We start from the raw sequence: 19,289 nt of genomic DNA on the forward strand, positions 1-19,289 counted from the left end.
CGTGCCTGACGCTACCTTCACGCGCCCCAACCTGACCACGTTCACCCGCCTCGACGAGCTCGGCCTGGAGGTCGTCGGCCAACAGATCGAGCCGAAGCGGGCCGTGTCGGCCTGCCGGGTCGTTGAGCCGGACCAGTGGTGGCGGCGGTGCGGCTGCCAGGGAACACCACGTGGCACCGTGGTGCGTCGTCTGGCGCACGAGCCGTTCGGCTGGCGACCCACCATCTTGCTCGTCACCGTGCGTCGCTACCGCTGCGGCGAGTGCGGGCACGTGTGGCGTCAGGACATGAGCGGAGCCGCCGAGCCGCGGGCGAAGTTGTCCCGAGGGGCGTTGCGGTGGGCGTTGGAAGGACTCCTGGTCGCGCATCTGACCGTAGCCCGGATCGCCGAAGGGCTGGCAGTGTCGTGGCACACCGCCAACGACGCCGTCCTGGCCGAGGGCAAGCGGGTCCTGATCAACGATCCGCGGCGTTTCGACGGCGTCCATGTGCTCGGCGTCGATGATTCCCCCGCACGCTGCGCTCTCAAGCGGGAGGTGCCCCCTCTGTGTGGCGGCACACCCGTCACGGCGACAAGTACGTCACCGTGATCATCGACCTCACCCCGATCAGGGATGACACCGGCCCGGCACCCCTGCTGGACATGGTCGAGGGCCGCTCCAAGCAGGCGTTCAAGACGTGGCTAGCTGCCCGATTCGAAGCGTGGCGGGCCGGCGTGGAGGTCGTGGCCATGGATGGGTTCACCGGCTTCAAGACCGCCACCACCGAAGAGTCGCCCGACGCCACCACCGTCATGGACCCGTTCCACGTCGTCAGGCTCGCCGGTGACGCCCTCGACCAGTGCCGGCGCCGGACCCAGCAAGAACGGGCCTTCGCCCCGGATCGTGGACACGGTGTTGGTTGATTATGCTGCGGTTGGCAGCGTAGCGGCCCGGTGGGCCTCGTAGGTGGACGGGGACTGGTGGCCGCACCAGCAGTGGCGTCGGCGGGTGTTGTAGCGGGTGGCCCACCGCAACACAGCCCGCCGGCAGCTGGTGGCGTCGGTGAACGTGGCGGCGCCAGCGAGGAGTTCGCGTTTCAGGGTGGCGTTGAATGACTCGGCCAGGGCGTTGTCGGCGCTGGTGGCGACGGCACCCATGGATTGGGTGACGCCGAGTTGGCCGCAGAGTTTGGCGTAGTCAGCCGAGGTGTAGACCGACCCGTGATCGCTGTGGAACACCGCCCCGGCCAGGCTGCCCCGGTCACGGCGGGCAGCCTTGAGTGCGTCTTCGACGAGTTCGGTGCGCATGTGGTCGGCGATCGCCCAGCCGGCGAGTTTGCGGGAGAAACAGTCGATCACGGTGGCCAGGTACAGATTGCGGCCCTCAGGCAGCGGCAGGTAGGTGATGTCGCCGACGTAGATGGTGTTGGGCCGCTGTGCGGTGAAGTCCCGCCTGAGCAGGACGGGGTACTTCTGGTCGGCTGGCTCGGGCAGCGTGGTCCGGACCCGGCGGCGGAGCCGGATCCCGGCCAGCCCGTGGTGGCGCATCACCCGGGCGACCCGCTTGTGGTTGACCCGGTCCTGGGCCGGCACGCCGTCGTTGAGTTCAGCGGTCACCCTGGGTGCCCCGTAGGCGGGGTCACCACCGGTCTTCGGGTCCTGGACGGTCCGGATCCGTTCGGCGAGCTCGGCATCGGCCACGACCCGTTCGGCCCGGGCCGGTGCGGCGGCGCACCAGGCGTACAACGATGACCGACAGACCTCCACAGCCTGACACAACCGCTTCACCTCCAAGGCGTGCTGGTGGTCGGCGACGAACTGGAAGCGGTTCACCAGTTCGTCTCCCCAGCGAAATACTTGGCCGCTTTCCGCAGGATGTCCCGCTCGGTCTCGACCTTGACCTTGTCGGCCCGTAGCCGGGCGTTCTCCGCCTCCAACCGGGCGATCCTCACCGCCGCGGACTCGGTACCGGCCGACTTCGCGCCGCTGGAGGAGTGTTGTGGTGGCGCAGCCGTCGAACCTGTCCCGAACGCCCTCACCCAGTGCGCCAACGTTCCCCGGGACACCCCCAGATCGGCGGCGATGCCCTTCAACGTGGCATCGGCAGTGGACTCGTACAAGTCGACGGCCTGCCGACCGAACTCATCGGAGTAGTTCTTCGTGGCCATAGTCCTGATCATCTCGCTTCCTCCAGCAACTGCTGGATTCCACGTGTCCAAGACCCGGGGTCAGGGCCCGGTGACCATGATGGCGGTGTTCCTCTCCAGGACGTATCGGTGGACCGCTGGGTGATGCGGAGTGACGGGCCGACCGCGTCGTCGCGGCCCCGGCGTTCCCTGGCGGTGGGCTTCCTGCTGGCGAACCTAGGGAGCGAAGCCGGTGCTCACCCCTCCATGCCTCGGGTGGAACGGAGCGTTCCGCCCGAGTGCGTAGAAGATATTCAACGGACGATAGTTACCCGCAAGGTCTGCTACTATCCATTGGTTAGTGCCCGCGGGATGATGCGACTTCGAGGAGTGGATGATGACGATCTGTGACGCGGCAACGGTGGGCGCGGATGGCGAACCTCGCGGGGATGTGTACTCGGCGGAGTGCCCGTGCCGGGATCTGCTCGATGTGGTGGCGAACAAGTGGGCGGCTCTGGCGATCGGCGCTCTGGCCGAGGGGCCGCAACGCTTCGGTGCGTTACAGAAGCAGCTGCAAGGGGTCTCGCCGAAGGTGCTCACCTCGACGCTGAGACGGCTGGAGGGATTCGGCCTCGTCGACCGCGAGGTCTTCCCGTCCGTTCCCCTGCATGTGGAGTACTCGCTGACCGGCGCCGGCCGTAGCGCACTCGGTCCGGTGTTCGCGCTCCGGGAGTGGGCCGAGTCGCACTACGTCCATGCGGCCTCGCATGCGGTGCACCCTTGACTCGTACTTTCTAATGGGTAGTAATGGCTCTTGCAGGTAACCACTGACTCAGAGTTATCGTCACAGCGTGTTGCTGCACTCGGCAGCGACACCGACGAAAGGACTCTGACCCATGGCAGCTGCAACCGCTCTCGGAACAGACACCATCCCCGCGGTCGTTTCCCGCGCTGGAGGAGCACTGGAAGGCCCCGACAGCCTCATCGATGCCGAGATCCCCGCACCGGAGGCACCCACCGGCCACGACATCCTGGTCGAGGTGAAGGCCGTCTCCGTCAACCCCGTCGACGTGAAGGTCCGCGCTGGCGGCGGGACCTCGACCGACGACCGCATCCTCGGCTGGGATGCTTCGGGCACCGTCGTCGCCGTCGGCGAGGACGTCACGCTGTTCCAACCGGGCGACGACGTCTACTACGCAGGCAGCCTGGAGCGCTCCGGCACGTACGCGAAGTACCAGCTCGTCGACGAGCGCATCGTTGGCAATAAGCCGAAGACGCTCAACCATGCGGAGGCTGCGGCTTTGCCGCTGACGACGATCACGGCATGGGAGGCACTGTTCGATAAGCTGCGGCTGACCGCGGAGGATACGGGCACGCTGCTCGTCCTCGGCGGAGCCGGGGGCGTGGGATCGATCCTCATCCAGCTCGCGAAGACACTAACCGGCGTCAGAGTGATCGCCACCGCCTCGCGTGAGGAATCCCGAACCTGGGTCGAGAGTCTCGGCGCTGATGTGGTCGTCGATCACAGCGCGGACGACTTCGAGCAGCAGATCTTGTAGGCGGCACCGGAGAGGGTGGACTACGTGTTCACGCCGCAGAGCAAGGGGCGGATGCCGCTGTTCGAGTCCGTCACTCGGCCGTTCGGGCAGATCGTCGCGATCGACGACGAAGGCGACCTCGACTTCATGTCACTGAAGGGCAAGGCGATCTCCTGGCACTGGGAGTTCATGTTCGCCCGCCCCCGCCACGGCTGGAACCTCATCGCCCAGCACAACCTCCTCAATGCTGTCGCTGAACGCATCGACGCGGGCCAGATCCGCACGACGCTGACACGGACGTACTCGCCGCTCGATGCTACGCAGCTGCGCCGAGCGCACGCCGACGTCGAGACCGGACACGTGGCCGGCAAGGTCGTCGTCGCAGAAGCCGACTGAGTCGGCGCGGCAGGTTCTGGACCATGGGTGCTGATACGTGCTCGCGGGGCGTCTGCAACGGGCTTGGAGGGTCGGCTGGCGGGCCGCTTCGGGCCTTCGCCCTCGGAAGCACCCTGAAAGAACGCGCCACCGACGTGCTGGCCTACTTCGACCCACCCGGCACGTCCAACGGCCCTACCGAAGCCCTGAACGGCCGCCTCGAACACCTGCGCGGTTCCGCCCTGGGGTTGCCGAACCTCACCCACTACATCGCCAGATCACTGCTCGAGACCGGCGGATTCAGACCCCAACTACACCCTGCATTGTGATGAGCCTCAGGGGCTCTTCACGAACGAGGGTGTAGTCGGTTGAGCGCGTCGGTGGCCGGGTAGGGGTCGAGGTCTCCCGGATGATGGAAGTTCTTCACGCTCGCCATCCCGAAAGACCTCGACGTGCTCCACCCTACTTTCGCGACCCCTGACCTGACCGTGTTCTGCCGCCTCGACGAGCTCGGCCTCGTCGCCGTCGGCCAGCTGATCGAGCCGGATCGGGCCACGATCGAATGCCGCGTCGTCGAGGACGACCCGTGGTGTCGGAAGTGCGGTGTCGAGGGCGTGCCGCGGGACACGGTCACGCGTCGACTGGCGCACGAGCCGTTCGGGCACCGGCCGACGACCCTGCTGGTGCGGGTGCGCCGGTACCGGTGCGGACACTGCCGGCGCACGTGGCGCCAGGACATGACGCGGGCAGCGGCGCCGCGTGCGAAGATCTCCCGCGGCGGCCTGGAGTGGGCGCTGGGGGGCATCGTCATCGACCACCTCACCGTCACCGGCGTCGCCGCAGGTCTCGGGGTGTCCTGGAGTGCCGCGAACGCCGCCGTCCTCACGGAAGGCAAGCGGCGCCTGGTCGACGACCCCGCCCGGTTCGACGGGGTCACCACGATCGGTGTCGACGAGCACGTCTGGCGACACACGAGGCTGGGCGACAAGTACGTCACCGTGATCATCGACCTCACGCCCGCGAGGAACAAGACCGGGCCGGCCAGGCTGCTGGACATGGTCGAGGGCCGCTCCAAGGCGGTGTTCAAGCAGTGGCTCGCCGCCCGCCCTGCGGACTGGGCGAAGCGGATCGAGGTGGTCGCGATGGACGGCTTCGCCGGGTTCAAGACCGCTGCCGCCGAGGAACTCCCCGACGCCGTCCCCGTCATGGACCCGTTCCACGTGGTCCGCCTCGCCGGCGACGCGCTGGATGTCTGCCGGCGTCGGGTCCAGCAAGACACCACCGGTCACCGCGGGCTCAAGGGCGACCCGCTCTACAAGGCCCGCCGCACCCTGCACACCGGGGCGAGCCTGCTCACCGACCGGCAGCGGGCACGCCTGGACGCAGTGTTCGCAAGCGAGGAGCACGTCGAGGTCGAGGCGACCTGGGGCATCTACCAGCGCATCGTCGCGGCCTACCGGGAGCCCGACAAGAACAAAGCGAAGGCGATGATGCAGGAGGTGATCGCTGCGATCAGCAGCGGCGTTCCCGCGGCGCTCGTCGAGGTCCGCAAGCTCGGCCGGACCATGAAGCAGCGGGCGGGCGACGTGCTCGCGTTCTTCGACCGCCCCGGCACCAGCAACGGTCCCACGGAGGCGATCTGTGAGTCTGGAATCGGCCGGTCTGGGACTGGCTGGTCATGATGGATGTCGGCCGTGTCGACCGGGGTGTGACTCTCGAAGCAATTGGCCCGCTTGCGGTGTCTTTCCGTTGAATTGTCCGCCCGGGTCGGCGCGGCCGGCGCCGTCCGGCCCACCTCGGTGGCCTCATCAGGAGACTGCCCGACCCCTGCGGGGTCGTGGCCCATCACAGATTCGCCCCGACGTGACCTCTTCCCGGACCGGTGCCGGCCGCTCAGCGACCGTGACCCTGTCGGTTTGAAGAGAGGAGCGTCGATCGCCATGGCTATCGTCGCGCATGCCCGCCCGTTCGTCATCGGCGTGGATACCCACGCCCGCAACCACGCCATCTCGATCCTGGCCTGCCCCACCGGTGAGATCGTCGATGAGGCCCAGTTCCCCGCCACCGCAGCGGGTCTGTCACGAGCCGTGTCCTGGGGCGGACGACGCACCGGCGGCGACGCCGGCGTGCTCTGGGTGATCGAGGGCACCGGAACCTACGGGGCACGCCTGGCGCGCGCCGCATCGGATGCTGGATACGCGGTCGTCGAGGCCCCGCGCATGAACGCCCGCGCGAACCGCGGCATCGGCAAGTCCGACCCGTTGGACGCCCGCCGCATCGCCGCCGCAGCGCTCCCGCTCCAGGACACGCAGCTGCGCGAACCGCGCGCTGACGACGGTATCCGCGCCGCCGTCAAGGTGCTGCTGGCATCTCGTGATCACATGAGCACCGAGCGCACCGCGACGATCAACGCGCTCACCGCGCTGCTGCGAGTGGTCGACCTCGGAATCGACGCCCGCCGCCCGCTCACCGCGACGCAGATCGTCACGATCGCGGCATGGAGAACACGCGACGAAAACCTCGCCACCGCTACAGCCCGAGGCGAAGCCACCCGTCTCGCCAAGCGCGTCGCCGCACTCGACACTGAACTCAAGGACATCACCAAGCGGATCACCGATCTCGTCCGCCAGAGCCCTGCAGGCACGCTCCTTGACCAGCCCGGAATCGGGCCGGTCACCGCCGCCGTCGCGTTGACCGCCTGGTCGCATCTGGGTCGCATCAGATCCGAGGCCGCGTTCGCCAGCCTCGCCGGTGTCAGCCCGATCCCCGCGTCCTCGGGCAACACCGTCCGGCACCGCATCAACCGCGGCGGTGACCGACGCCTGAACCGCGCCCTCCACATGGCCATCGTCACCCGCATGCGCATGGACCCCCGCACCCGCGCCTACGTCGAGCGCCGCACCGCCGAAGGACGCAGCCTCCGCGAGATTCGTCGCTGCCTCAAGCGATACCTCGCCCGTGAGATCTACCGACACCTCAACACCGCAGCCCGGGCCCAGCTCAAGACGACTTGACAGACATAGGAGATTCAACGGGCGACCCGAACACCTCCGCGGCTCCGCCCTCGGCTTCCGCAACCTCACCCACTACATCGCTCGGTCGCTGCTCGAAGCCGGAGGGTTCAGACCCGCGCTACACCCTCGTTCGTGAAGAGCCCGTTCAGGGCTTCGGTAGGGCCGTTGGACGTGCCGGGTGGGTCGAAGTAGGCCAGCACGTCGGTGGCGCGTTTGTTCAGGGTGCGTCCGAGGGCGGTGACCTGACGTAGGGCGCCGGGGACCGCGGTGCTGATGCTGGCGATGAGTGCCTCCATGCGGGCGCGGCCGTTGGCTCGGTCGGGGTCGCGGTAGGCGGCGACCAGCTGCTGGTAGGCGCCGTAGGTGGCCTCCAGCTGCACGTGGTCGTCGCCGGTGAGCAAGGCGTCGAGGCGGGCTTGTTGTCGGGGGGGGTGAGGAGGTCGGCTCCGGTGTGGAGGGTGGGCCGTGCCCGGTACAAGGGGGGTCCTGAGCGCGGCCGCGGTGGCCGTGGAGTTCTTGCTGGGTCCGGCGCCGGCACCGGTCGAGGGCGTCACCGGCGAGCCTGACGACGTGGAACGGGTCCATGACGGTGGTGGCGTCGGGCGACGGCGGTGTGCCACGACACTGCCAGCCCTTCGGCGATCCGGGCTACGGTCAGATGCGCGACCAGGAGTCCTTCCAACGCCCACCGCAACGCCCCTCGGGACAACTTCGCCCGCGGCTCGGCGGCTCCGCTCATGTCCTGACGCCACACGTGCCCGCACTCGCCGCAGCGGTAGCGACGCACGGTGACGAGCAAGATGGTGGGTCGCCAGCCGAACGGCTCGTGCGCCAGACGACGCACCACGGTGCCACGTGGTGTTCCCTGGCAGCCGCACCGCCGCCACCACTGGTCCGGCTCAACGACCCGGCAGGCCGACACGGCCCGCTTCGGCTCGATCTGTTGGCCGACGACCTCCAGGCCGAGCTCGTCGAGGCGGGTGAACGTGGTCAGGTTGGGGCGCGTGAAGGTAGCGTCAGGCACGTCGAGGTCTTCCGGATGGTGAGTGTGAGAACTTCCATCTTCGGGAGGCCTCGACCCTCATCCGCGGACCGACGCGCCGCCGTGATCACCCCGCCTCTACACCCTCAAATGTGATGAGCCCGATATCGTCTCCAAGTCGCATGTGGGCAAGCTCCTCGGCGGGGCGCTGGAACTCGTCGTGCAGGCATCTGCCATGGCGCTCATCGCCGTCCTGCTGGTGGAGCCCCTGCCCACAGTCCTCGTGTTCTGCACGACGGCACTGGTCTCCTTCCGGCCGCTCTACTGGCTGTACGGGAAGATCCCCGAACCAGAGGGAGACGACGGATCGTCCCCTCGATGAACGACAGAGGCGCCACCGGAGCAGAACGTCCGGCCTGTGTAACGGCCCGGCACACGCAACCCTGACGAAGATCAGTCTTACGGTTCACGCAGCCAGGATTTTAGGGTGGTTACGGGAAATAAAATCCCAGACCTAACCAGATGATCAAGGAGGATTCATCATGGATCGCAGGAAGTTTTTGCAGCTCTCCACCGCCGTTGGTGCCGGTGGCACCATGCTCGGCCTCGCGGCGTCGGCGACCGCCGCGCCGGTCCTTGCCATTTCGGACGAGGATCGTCAGCTCAATGAGATTCAGGCTGCCCTTGAGGCCCTGCCCGAGGACCTCAAGAACGCCGACCCGGCCACCGCCCCAAACTACGAGCGCCGACTGACGGCGGCGCTTGGAGGCCTCACCGTCGTCACATCTACCTCGGTCACCTCCGGCAACACCGCTGCGTTCAACGCAGGTAAGTGCGCTCTCGAAGTTGCGGGACTCGTCATCCAGTACGGCATCCCGGTAGCGAAGATCATCTCCTGGATCAGGAAGGCTCGCGCACTGTGGGGAGGCGTCTCGGGAATCCTCCGTGCTATCCGCAGTGGAGTCGCCGCAACCCAGATCGGCGGGGAGGCTGCGACTGTGCTCGGATCCTTGCTGGGCATCGATAGCGTAGTCAAGGCCTGCTTCCGCTGACTCCTAGGTCACCCGGGATGAGGGTGGGAATCCGAGACGGAATCGTAGGAAGATAGAGCCATGGACAGCAACGCTCGCGCATCAGCCCCCTCTAACGCACACTCACCACGCTGGCGCCCAGCGATCCCGCTCTGGGCACTGGCTTCCGGGAGAGCCTTCATGGCTTTGCTCAATGGAGTCGGACTTGGCATCGTCACCGGGATCTGGTCGGCACTGACCCAGGCAGGCCTGACCGTCGATCGCACGGTTGCATTCGCGATCGTGGCCGCAGTCATACGGGAGGTTCTCGACGCGACGGCCTCGCGACTGATCATGCGAGCCAAGCGGAGTCAGGACCCCGAAGGGGCGACCCTTACTGTCATATCGCTCTTCTGCCCAGCCGTAGCAGGCTTCGTGGCTGCTAGGCTGTTGGTGCCCACCTCGATACTCACCCTCACCCTGGTGACCTGGATCTTCTACGTGGTCGTCATCATAACGCTCGACAAGCCCTGGGACACCACCCTCAACCACGAGGAGATGATGAAGCGCGGCCGTCAAGTGCGGCTGATGACGCACGAGCACTTCGCTGAGGAGATTCAAGACGGTCGTTTGAGTTTTCAGGAAATTGACGATGAAGGCTACTACATTGACGAAGACGGCAACCGGATCAAAGAAGAGTAGACGATGTTGAACAAGCCTCGCACACATCGAATCGTCACGACACTCGTTCTAGTGGCAGCGCTACTGCCTCCGCTAACCCGGATCATCACATTTGAGGGTGTAGAGGCGGGGTGATCACGGCGGCGCGTCGGTCCGCGGATGAGGGTCGAGGCCTCCCGAAGATGGAAGTTCTCACACTCACCATCCGGAAGACCTCGACGTGCCTGACGCTACCTTCACGCGCCCCAACCTGACCACGTTCACCCGCCTCGACGAGCTCGGCCTGGAGGTCGTCGGCCAACAGATCGAGCCGAAGCGGGCCGTGTCGGCCTGCCGGGTCGTTGAGCCGGACCAGTGGTGGCGGCGGTGCGGCTGCCAGGGAACACCACGTGGCACCGTGGTGCGTCGTCTGGCGCACGAGCCGTTCGGCTGGCGACCCACCATCTTGCTCGTCACCGTGCGTCGCTACCGCTGCGGCGAGTGCGGGCACGTGTGGCGTCAGGACATGAGCGGAGCCGCCGAGCCGCGGGCGAAGTTGTCCCGAGGGGCGTTGCGGTGGGCGTTGGAAGGACTCCTGGTCGCGCATCTGACCGTAGCCCGGATCGCCGAAGGGCTGGCAGTGTCGTGGCACACCGCCAACGACGCCGTCCTGGCCGAGGGCAAGCGGGTCCTGATCAACGATCCGCGGCGTTTCGACGGCGTCCATGTGCTCGGCGTCGATGATTCCCCCGCACGCTGCGCTCTCAAGCGGGAGGTGCCCCCTCTGTGTGGCGGCACACCCGTCACGGCGACAAGTACGTCACCGTGATCATCGACCTCACCCCGGTCCGGGACGGCACCGGGCCCTCACGCCTGCTGGACGTGGTCGAAGGTCGGTCGAAGAAGGCGTTCAAGGACTGGCTGGCCGAGCGGGACCAGGCTTGGCGCGATGGGATCGAGGTCGTGGCCATGGATGGGTTCGCGGGCTTCAAGACCGCCACCACCGAGGAGCTGCCGCACGCCGTGACGGTTATGGATCCCTTCCACGTCATCCGGTTGGCCGGGGACGCTCTCGATGAGTGCCGCCGCCGAGTCCAGCAGGAACTGCACGGACACCGCGGACGCAAGGGCGACCCGCTCTACACCGCGCGGCGGACCCTGCACACCGGGGCTGACCTGCTCACCGACCGCCAGCACGAGCGCCTTGACAAGCTCTTCGCTGGGGACCGGCACGTGCACGTCGAGTGCACCTGGGGGATCTACCAGCGCATGATCTGCGCCTACCGTCACCCCGACCGGGCAGCCGGCCGCGTCGAGATGAGCTCCGTGATCGACGCCCTCGCCGAGGGTGTGCCTGAGACGTTGGTAGAACTGCGCAAGCTCGGCCCCACCCTGACCAGACGCGCCTGCGACGTCCTGGCCTACTTCGACCGGCCGCGCACGAGCAACGGACCTACCGAAGCCGTGAACGGTCGCCTCGAGCACCTGCGTGGCCTGGCCCTGGGCTTCCGCAACCTCACCAACTACATCGCCCGCGCACACCTCGAAACCGGCCGATTCAGACCACACCTACACCCCGAATTGTGAAGAGCCGTGAAACCTGAGCCTGGCATGTGAGTCTGCTCGCCTCGGGGCGACGCGCGGGACCGGTGTTCGCGGTGCGGGCGGGCGAGGGGCAGTCGGAGCGGAGCCTCGAGCCCGGACCGGGGCGCTCTCAGAGGCGGACGTGGACGACGGAGAGACCGCGGACGGGCTCGGCGAGGAGGGCGTCGAGGGCGGCGGGGTCCGTCGGCCGCTCCACCCGCGCTCCGAGGGCCTCGGCGAGGGCTCCGGCGTCGGCGACCTGCGGGGTGGAGAAGTAGCGCTCCATGACGGGGGCCGGCGTGACCGCCGGGTACTCCAGCGTGGAGAAGATGCCGCCGCCGGCGTCGTCGAGGACGACCACCTGGAGGTCGGGCTCGGACTCGAGCCGTCCCCGGGACAGGCTCATGGCGTCGTGGAGGTACGTGAGGTCGCCGACGAGAGCGCGCACGGGCCGTCCCGAGGCGAGGTGGGCTCCCAGCGCGGTGGCGATGGTGCCGTCGATGCCGGCCAGGCCCCGGTTGGCGAGGGCGGCGACGGGGGCTCCGTCGCCGGCGGGGGCGAGGCGGTCGAGGCGCCGGATCGGCATCGAGGAGCCGAGGACGAGCAGGGGCGGGGCCCCCGCAGGGTCCGCCGGGTCCGCGGGGCTCTCGGCGGCCGCTGCGCTCGCACGCCAGACGGCGAGGGCCGCGGCGTCCGCGGTGAGCGCGGAGGGAGCGGCGGCGTCCTCGGGGAGGAGAGCGGGGGCGACCGTGAGGGCGGCAACGGCGTCTTCCCACTCCCCCGCCCAGGCGGCCGGTGCGGCGGCGAGGCCGAGCGCCCCGATGACGTCCTCAGAGGTCGTGACGCCCAGGGTGACGGGCAGGACGCGCGCAGCGGTGCCGGCCGTGTCCGTCCAGCGGGCGGTGTGCACGAGGACGTCGACGGGAACGTCGTCGCGCGCGAGGAGGGTGCTGACGGGGCGGGTGAGGCTGGGGTGCCCGAGGACGAGGACGTGCTCGGTACGGGCCGTGAGCCCGGCGCCGTCGGAGGTGCCGAGGAGCTCGGCGTAGCGGGGCAGGGCGCCGGCGGCGTGGCGGGCGCCCGAGCTGGGCTCGGCGAGGAGGGGCCAGCCGAGGTCCCGGGCGAGGCGGGCGGCGAGCGCCCCGAGGGGCTCCGGGCAGTCGCCGACGACGATGACGCCGCGCTCGTCGCGGGCCGGCGAGGGGGCCGCGGTCGGTGCCGGTGAGTCACTCGCGGAGGCGCCGGCCTCCGCGTCGGCGAAGCGACCGGCTCCACCCGTGACGCGTCCGGCGAGCCGGATCTTGGTCCGGCTCTCAACGCCGTCGAGCAGGGCGGGCAGGTCCTCCCCCGCGGCCGGGGCGAGCGGCGGACGCAGGCGCACGTTGACCTGCGCGGGCCCCGGATCGTTCGACAGCCGGCCCGTCGCGGCGTCGACGGCCCGACGGACGAGGCCGGTGACGGCGCTGCGGCCGGCGGCCCCGCCGAGGTCGACGGGAAGGTCCGCGGGCAGGTCGACGGTGGCGCGCAGGGCGGGTGAGAAGAGCCCGGCCTGCTGGGTCGTCTGGTTGGCACCGGTGCCGACGAGCTCGTGCGGGCGGTCGGCGGACACGATGAGGAGCGGGACGCCGGCGGCGTCGGCCTCGAGGACGGCCGGATGGAGGTTCCCGACGGCGGTGCCGGACGTGGTGATGACGGCGGTGGGACGGCGCTCCCCGGCGAGGAGCGCGGCGCGTCCGGCGCCCACGGCGGCGAAGCCGGCGCTGCGCTCGTCGAGCAGGACGCGCACGGCGAGGAGACCGCGCTCCTCCGCCTCGGCGAGGACGGGGACGAAGGGGGCCGAGCGGGACCCGGGGGCGAGGAGCACGAGGCGGACGCCCCCGGAGACGAGGGCCGTGACGACGTCGCGGGCGGTGGCGATGGAGGACGGGACGGTGCTGGTCACAGAAATACTCCGGCGAGGGCGGCAGCGGGGTCGGTGGGCTCGCGGGAGCGGCGCTCCGCGAGGGCGGCGAGCATCCCGCTGAGGCGCTCGGTCCAGCGGGCGGCGGTCTCCGAGGAGGCGGTGACGCGCGCGAGGGCGCCGGGCTGGGGCTCCCACCGGCCGACGGCGAGCGCGCCGTCCACCGGGAGCGCGGGCTCGTCGCGCACGTCGTCGACCGCGAGCGCGACGGTGCCGAGGCCGCAGGCGTGGTCGAGGACGGGCAGCGCGGCGGCGAGCTGGGCACCCCTCCCGACGCCCACGCTGGAGTCCAGCGCGGAGGAGACGACGGCAGGAAGGCCGAGCGCCTCGGCGAGCGCGAGCGCGCGCCGGACGCCGCCGAGCGGGGCGACCTTGAGGACGGCGACGTCGGCCGCGGCCAGGCGACGGACGGCGAGGGGATCGTGGCTGAGCCGGATCGACTCGTCGGCGGCGAGGGGAACGTCGACGGCGCGGCGGAGCGCCGCGAGGTCCTCGACGTCCATGACGGGCTGCTCGGCGTACTCGAGGCCGCCGGCGGCGCGGTCGACCTCGGGCAGGAGGGCGAGCGCCGTGTCCAGGTCCCAGGCGCCGTTGACGTCGACGCGCACGCGGCCACCGGGGCCGAGGGCGTCGCGGACGGCCTCGAGGCGCGCCAGGTCGCGGGCCCGGGCGGCACCCTCCTCGCCGCGGCCGGAGCCTGCTGCGGCGTCCGTGCCCAGGCGGTAGCCGGCGATCTTGACCTTGGCGGTCGTGGCACCGGATGCGAGGACGATCTCGCGGGCGCGCTCGGCGTCGACCTCGGGGACCGTGACGTTGACGGGGACCGAGTCGCGGTGGGCGGGCAGGTCGGCGTCGTCGCGCGTGGCGGCCTCGAGGCCGGCGGCGAGCCAGGGTGCGGAGGCGGCGGCGTCGTACGTCCAGAACGGGGCGACCTCGCCCCAGCCGGCGGGGCCGTGGAGGAGGAGGCCCTCACGGCGGGTGAGGCCTCGGAAGCGCGTGCGCATGGCCGTCTCCCAGACGACGGCGCGGTCGACGTCCTCGAGGAGTCCGGTGGGGTCGAGGGGACGCAGGGCCGCCAGGTCGAGCTCGCCGACGTCGGTCCCGGGCGCGTCCTTGGGACCGTCGGCGTGCTCGGCGGGGCGCGCGGCGGCCTCCCCGGCGCCGGCGCGGTGGCCGGGCGCCGGGGAGGCCGGGGTGCTGCGGTCGAGGGGGTTGGAGGTGGTCACTCGCCCAGGGTCGCCACCATGACGGCCTTGATGGTGTGCATACGGTTCTCGGCCTGGTCGAAGACGATGGAGCGCTCGGACTCGAAGACGTCGTCGGTGACCTCGATGCCCTCCATGCCGGTGGACTCGAAGAGCTGCTCACCGATGACGGTGTCGCGGTCGTGGTAGGCGGGCAGGCAGTGCATGAACTTCGCCTGCGCGCCCGCCTTCTCCATGAGGGAGGCGTTGACCTGGTAGGGCTTGAGCAGCGCGATGCGCTCGTCCCAGACCTCCTTGGGCTCGCCCATGGAGACCCAGATGTCGGTGTGGACGAAGTCGACGCCCTTCACGCCCTCGGCGACGTCCTCGGTGAGGGTGACGGTGGCGCCGGTGGTCTCGGCGACGCGGTGGGCCTCACCGACGCACTCCTCGTCGGGCCACAGCTCGCGCGGTGCCACGATGCGGACGTCGGCTCCCATGAGGGCGCCGGTGACGAGGAGGGAGCGGCCCGTGTTGAAGCGGGCGTCGCCGACGTAGGCGTAGGAGATCTCGGCGGCCGGCTTGCCGGCGTGCTCGATCATGGTGAGGGTGTCGCAGAGCACCTGCGTGGGGTGCCAGTCGTCGGTGAGGCCGTTCCAGACGGGGACTCCGGAGAGCTCGGCGAGCTGGGCGACCTTGGACTGGTCGTCGCCGCGGTACTCGATGCCGTCGAACATGCGGCCCAGCACCCGGGCCGTGTCCGCGACGGACTCCTTGTGCCCGATCTGGGAGCCGGAGGGGTCGAGGTAGGTGGTGTGGGCGCCCTGGTCCGCGGCGCCGACCTCGAAGGAGCAGCGGGTACGTGTCGAGGTCTTCTCGAAGATGAGGGCGATGTTCTTGCCCACCAGGCGCTGGGTCTCGCGGCCGGCCTTCTTGTCCGCCTTGAGGGCGGCGGCGAGCTCGACAAGGGTCATCCACTCCTGCGGGGTGAAGTCGAGCTCGCGTAGGAAGGAGCGCCCCTTGAGGGCCTCCAGAACGGCGGCGTCGGGCGCGGGGAGCTGGTAGTCGGTGGGTGGGTTGCTCATGGGTATCCTCTCGGTCGGCGGTCCGGGCACATCGTATCCAGAGCGCGGCGCGCGACGGAGGCGGCGTGCCGGGGCAGGCCATGCCGTGCGAGCCGCCACCGCTCGCGGTAATGGGAGGACTCAGCAATGCCCCTCATTTTACGTGCCACGTCTGAATCGATGCTCTCGGCCACGAACTGCCCTCCGGGAACGGGAAAGAGCGGCCGGACGCGGTCCTGAATGGTCTCAGGGTGTTTGCTTGAGCGTGCGTAGATGTGCCCGTACATACGAGGCAGTCGATCTACGCGGGCCTTCTCGTTAATCTGGTCCAGCATGAACATGAGGTTCTGTCCGGGATCATCCGCATGCCGCGCCAGCCGGTTCAAGGTTTCGGACATCGCGTCTGTCTCACGCTTCGCGGGGACGAGTCGCGTCTGCTTGGGTGTACCCAAGGGCTTCTCGTCGACGTAGTAGACTAAAGAGCCCCGACGTCGTCGAACTGCCCCCACGAGTGCGTTGAAGACCCTGAGCTGTTGGGGGAATCGGATAACGTTCTGCTCCCTGAAGACATCGGCGACCTTCTTCTCCCAGCGTCCCAGATGCTCCGTCTTCACGATCTCCTAGGGAAAGAGTGTCGCCTTCTGCCACTGGAACCTCGCTCTGATCTCTCGTGCAGCGTCTTCAGGGATGGCGAAACCCACATACCCGAATCCGGGGCCGGTTCGAAACCTGGGATGATCTGGCGAGATGAATGCTCCGGGCTCCCCGACCTCGTCGATGTAGGCAAGAAACATCGCGATCCCGACTCCGTCGTCCTCAGCGATGGGCGAGCTCCGTACGACCGCGGCTCGACATTCGAGGCGAAGAAACCCCGCTCACACGAAACGGGGCCTCCACAAATTGACGTTCGGGGGAACTATTCCATCCCTAACTACCTGAGGATAACATAACACCCGAGCCCGACGGAGTCAATCCTTCGACGAGACTCACGTGATGTGCCCGCGAAAGACTCGCGGTGCATCACGTAGCGAGTGCCCGCCAAACCCGTGCTGCTTGGGGTCGGCGGCGCAGGCTTGGGTATGGGGAGCAGGCTGTCGATGCAGGTCAGGGCTGAGATCACCCGCAAGTACGCCAAGGCGTACAGGAGGGCCTCAAAGTAGGACAAGGGGCGCATGCCGAGCGAGGTGTGCGCGGTGACCGGCTGGAGCCGCGACAACGCGCGCCGCCGGCTCACCGCCGCTGGCTCAGCGCCCGCCCGAGCCCGTGTTGCTCCCAGGCGCAGCGAGCGCAGGGCGCGTGCGCGCAAGTACTCCTACGATGCTCTGGTCGTGCTGCAGCGGGTGTGGGCGTCCTGCGGCTACCAGTGCGGTAAATACCTGGTCGTCTCGATGCCCGTGGTGCTCGATTTGCTCGAGGCCGCGGACGAGCTCGATGATGAGGCACGTGACGGCCCGCAGGTGCGCGGCGAGCTGGAGGCCATGAGCGCGGCGACCATCGACCGCTACCTCAAGCCCGCCCGAGAGCGCGCCAGGGTCGGGGCTGTTCAATCTTCTGTGTAAGCCCTCTCCGTCTGGAAGGACTGCACGATGACGACAACGACTCCGACGACGGGTGCCGACGCCTCGAACGGTGAGGCGCTCTCGGGCGCTGAGGTGGCCCGGCGCCTGCGCGAGTCCGGTGCCCTGGACGAGCTCCTGGCCAAGGTCACCGCCGGCTCGGTACCGGTCACTGGTGCCGACGGACTGCTGCCGTAACTGCTCAAGGAGGCCCTGGAGACGGGGCCTGCAAGCCGAGATGAGCGATCACCTGGGCTACGACAAGGGCGAGCCCACCACCGTGGCCCGCGGTAACGCCCGCAACGGCACGACCACCAAGATGATGGATTCTGAGGTTGGTCCCTCCTGGATCGAGGTCCCCAGGGACCGCGCCGGCACCTTCACCCCGCGACTGGTGCGCAAGGGCCAGCGGCGTATGGACGGCCTGGACGCGTGTGAATCATCAGCCTGTACGCCGGCGGCATGACCGTGCGCGACATCGCCCGCCACCTGGCCAAGACCCTGGGTGAGGGGGCTGTCCTGGGCGACGATCTGAAAAGATCACCGACGCCGTGTGCGAGGCGGTCCTGGCGTGGCAGGAGCGGCCTGTGGAGGCCTTCTACCCGGTGGTGTTCCTCGACGCGATCCGCATCAAGGTCCGTGAGAGTCACCGCGTGTCCAACCGGGCGGCCCACATCGCCGTGGGAGTGGACATGGACGGGATCAAGCACGTCCTGGGCATCTGGGTCCAGGCCGAGGAGGGAGCCTCCTTGACGGGCGGCGCGTGTGCGCCCAGCTCGGGGCCGCGGCATCAGCGACATGATGATCGTCGAGGGGGGCACCTCCCGCTTGAGAGCGCAGCGCGCGGGGGAATGCGACGGGCTCACGGGCCTTTCGGAGGCGACCTGGGCGACCTGGCCCGACTCCATAGTCCAGACCTGCGCGGGTAGCACCTGATCCGCTCCTCGATGCGCTTGGTGTCCTACGGGGAGCGCAAGCAGGTCGCCGCCGCCCTCAAGCCGGTCTACACAGCGCCCAGCGAGAAGGCCGCCGCTCAGGCCCTGGCTGATCTTGAGGCCAGCCAGATCGGTGCGCGTCACCCGCAGGTGGTGGCCTCCTGGAAGCGGGCCTGGGAGCGGTTTATCCCGTTCTTGGCCTTCCCGCCGGCGCTGCGCCGGGTCATCTCTCCCCCACTGCGTGGGAGGTGCCCCCTCTACCAACGCGATCGAGTCGCGCAGCTACCAGCTGCGCAAGGTCACCAAGAACCGCGGTCACTTCCCCTCCGACCAGGCGGCGGTGAAGCTGCTGTGCCTGGCGATCTGCGACACCCGTGGACAAGAGAGCCGCCGACCGAGCCAAGGACGCCGGCAAGAACTCCCACCAGCGCGTCGCCAAGGCACGACTCGTCCAGGGACGCGTCACCAGCGGCTGGAAGCAGGCCCTGGCCCAGCTCGCCGCCGCCTACCCCGAACGCATCGACCCCTACCTCTAAACCAATCCGCTTACACAGAAAACTTGACAGGCTCGCCCGGCCTTCGTCGCCGTCAGGCCCCGCGCCTCGACCCTGGCGCGCTCTCGGGCGGGCTTGAGGTAGCGGTCGATGGTCGCCGCGCTCATGGCCTCCAGCTCGCCGCGCACCTGCGGGCCGTCACGTGCCTCATCATCGAGCTCGTCCGCGGCCTCGAGCAAATCGAGCACCACGGGCATCGAGACGACCAGGTATTTACCGCACTGGTAGCCGCAGGACGCCCACACCCGCTGCAGCACGACCAGAGCATCGTAGGAGTACTTGCGCGCACGCGCCCTGCGCTCGCTGCGCCTGGGAGCAACACGGGCTCGGGCGGGCGCTGAGCCAGCGGCGGTGAGCCGGCGGCGCGCGTTGTCGCGGCTCCAGCCGGTCACCGCGCACACCTCGCTCGGCATGCGCCCCTTGTCCTACTTTGAGGCCCTCCTGTACGCCTTGGCGTACTTGCGGGTGATCTCAGCCCTGACCTGCATCGACAGCCTGCTCCCCATACCCAAGCCTGCGCCGCCGACCCCAAGCAGCACGGGTTTGGCGGGCACTCGCTACGTGATGCACCGCGAGTCTTTCGCGGGCACATCACGTGAGTCTCGTCGCATGCTTGACACGCCTTTCGGTAGCCTCTAACCTCCCGATATCGCCCCCCCCGGATCGCCCTGATCCACGAGAGACGGTCCCACGTCACGCGAGCGCGAGCCCCACCTCAAGTGACCCTGACGGGACTGTTTGTCATGTTGTCGTTCGTCACCGGTCTGC

14 protein-coding genes and 6 pseudogenes are annotated in these 19,289 nt (G+C 69.0%); 13 read left to right on the plus strand and 7 right to left on the minus strand.

Annotated features, from left to right (window positions below; all coding sequences use genetic code 11):
* Position 1 precedes the first annotated feature (1 nt).
* Positions 2-864, plus strand: a pseudogene (locus AXF14_RS01970) (ISL3 family transposase); the annotation flags it as partial.
* Positions 865-903: 39 nt separating this feature from the next.
* Here AXF14_RS01970 and AXF14_RS01975 read toward each other — a convergent pair.
* Positions 904-2,147 (minus strand): IS3 family transposase gene (locus tag AXF14_RS01975; RefSeq protein WP_150118386.1). Its coding sequence is split into 2 segments (ribosomal slippage): positions 904-1,826 and positions 1,826-2,147, totalling 1,245 coding nucleotides; the frame shifts between segments, so codons are not numbered across the junction.
* 355 nt (positions 2,148-2,502) lie between these two features.
* Here AXF14_RS01975 and AXF14_RS01985 point away from each other — a divergent pair.
* From AXF14_RS01985 to AXF14_RS02000, 6 genes and pseudogenes are all read left to right on the plus strand, one after another.
* A complete protein-coding gene (locus tag AXF14_RS01985) occupies positions 2,503-2,889 on the plus strand; it encodes a winged helix-turn-helix transcriptional regulator (RefSeq protein ID WP_150118387.1) in 387 nt (128 codons plus the stop codon).
* A gap of 112 nt (positions 2,890-3,001) precedes the next feature.
* A complete protein-coding gene (locus AXF14_RS14275; protein WP_236755849.1) occupies positions 3,002-3,664 on the plus strand; it encodes an alcohol dehydrogenase catalytic domain-containing protein in 663 nt (220 codons plus the stop codon).
* Between the two features lie 24 nt (positions 3,665-3,688).
* On the plus strand, positions 3,689-4,039 hold the full coding sequence (locus AXF14_RS14280; protein ID WP_236755851.1) for a zinc-binding dehydrogenase: 351 nt from the start codon (positions 3,689-3,691) through the stop codon (positions 4,037-4,039).
* A gap of 101 nt (positions 4,040-4,140) precedes the next feature.
* Positions 4,141-4,347 (plus strand): annotated as a pseudogene (locus tag AXF14_RS13020) (transposase); the annotation flags it as partial.
* A 123-nt stretch (positions 4,348-4,470) separates the two neighbouring features.
* Positions 4,471-5,658: pseudogene (locus AXF14_RS01995) on the plus strand (ISL3 family transposase); the annotation flags it as partial.
* 300 nt (positions 5,659-5,958) lie between these two features.
* A complete protein-coding gene (locus AXF14_RS02000) occupies positions 5,959-7,032 on the plus strand; it encodes an IS110 family RNA-guided transposase (RefSeq protein ID WP_067938828.1) in 1,074 nt (357 codons plus the stop codon).
* A 140-nt stretch (positions 7,033-7,172) separates the two neighbouring features.
* Here AXF14_RS02000 and AXF14_RS13030 read toward each other — a convergent pair.
* Positions 7,173-8,056: pseudogene (locus tag AXF14_RS13030) on the minus strand (transposase); the annotation flags it as partial.
* Positions 8,057-8,198: 142 nt separating this feature from the next.
* Here AXF14_RS13030 and AXF14_RS02010 point away from each other — a divergent pair.
* From AXF14_RS02010 to AXF14_RS02025, 4 genes and pseudogenes are all read left to right on the plus strand, one after another.
* Positions 8,199-8,396: a hypothetical protein gene (locus tag AXF14_RS02010; RefSeq protein ID WP_067940262.1), complete on the plus strand. Its 198-nt coding sequence runs from the start codon at positions 8,199-8,201 to the stop codon at positions 8,394-8,396.
* Between the two features lie 160 nt (positions 8,397-8,556).
* A complete protein-coding gene (locus tag AXF14_RS02015) occupies positions 8,557-9,066 on the plus strand; it encodes a hypothetical protein (RefSeq protein ID WP_067940265.1) in 510 nt (169 codons plus the stop codon).
* A 159-nt stretch (positions 9,067-9,225) separates the two neighbouring features.
* On the plus strand, positions 9,226-9,726 hold the full coding sequence (locus AXF14_RS02020) for a hypothetical protein (RefSeq protein ID WP_067940268.1): 501 nt from the start codon (positions 9,226-9,228) through the stop codon (positions 9,724-9,726).
* 199 nt (positions 9,727-9,925) lie between these two features.
* Positions 9,926-11,271 (plus strand): annotated as a pseudogene (locus AXF14_RS02025) (ISL3 family transposase).
* 127 nt (positions 11,272-11,398) lie between these two features.
* Here AXF14_RS02025 and menD read toward each other — a convergent pair.
* The 4 genes from menD to AXF14_RS02045 all read right to left on the minus strand — a co-directional run bounded on the left by menD (position 11,399) and on the right by AXF14_RS02045 (position 16,090).
* A complete protein-coding gene (gene menD, locus AXF14_RS02030) occupies positions 11,399-13,210 on the minus strand; it encodes a 2-succinyl-5-enolpyruvyl-6-hydroxy-3-cyclohexene-1-carboxylic-acid synthase (protein ID WP_067940271.1) in 1,812 nt (603 codons plus the stop codon).
* Positions 13,207-14,307 (minus strand): o-succinylbenzoate synthase, encoded by a 1,101-nt coding sequence (locus tag AXF14_RS02035; protein ID WP_067943913.1) that lies wholly within the window; start codon positions 14,305-14,307, stop codon positions 13,207-13,209. The genes menD and AXF14_RS02035 overlap by 4 nt, the downstream gene beginning before the upstream one ends.
* 143 nt (positions 14,308-14,450) lie before the next feature.
* Positions 14,451-15,497 carry an ornithine carbamoyltransferase gene (gene argF, locus AXF14_RS02040; protein WP_084355280.1) on the minus strand — a complete coding sequence of 349 codons (1,047 nt, stop codon included), beginning with the start codon at positions 15,495-15,497 and terminating at the stop codon, positions 14,451-14,453.
* Positions 15,494-16,090, minus strand: a complete 597-nt coding sequence (locus AXF14_RS02045; RefSeq protein WP_067940274.1) for a hypothetical protein — start codon at positions 16,088-16,090, stop codon at positions 15,494-15,496. Before AXF14_RS02045 ends, argF begins: the two co-directional genes overlap by 4 nt.
* Before the next feature lie 558 nt (positions 16,091-16,648).
* Between AXF14_RS02045 and AXF14_RS13490 the strand changes: the two genes are divergently transcribed.
* Positions 16,649-17,035 (plus strand): transposase, encoded by a 387-nt coding sequence (locus AXF14_RS13490; protein WP_150118389.1) that lies wholly within the window; start codon positions 16,649-16,651, stop codon positions 17,033-17,035.
* A gap of 27 nt (positions 17,036-17,062) precedes the next feature.
* Positions 17,063-18,503 (plus strand): annotated as a pseudogene (locus AXF14_RS02060) (IS256 family transposase).
* On the opposite strand, the gene AXF14_RS13035 reads toward AXF14_RS02060, so the two are convergent.
* Positions 18,500-18,934 carry a hypothetical protein gene (locus AXF14_RS13035; protein WP_150118390.1) on the minus strand — a complete coding sequence of 145 codons (435 nt, stop codon included), beginning with the start codon at positions 18,932-18,934 and terminating at the stop codon, positions 18,500-18,502. The pseudogene AXF14_RS02060 and the gene AXF14_RS13035 sit on opposite strands and share 4 nt — an antisense overlap.
* Between the last annotated feature and the right edge of the window lie 355 nt (positions 18,935-19,289).

It is taken from the genome of Actinomyces radicidentis (assembly GCF_001553565.1).
In the GTDB taxonomy this organism is placed as follows: Bacteria; Actinomycetota; Actinomycetes; order Actinomycetales; family Actinomycetaceae; genus Actinomyces; species Actinomyces radicidentis.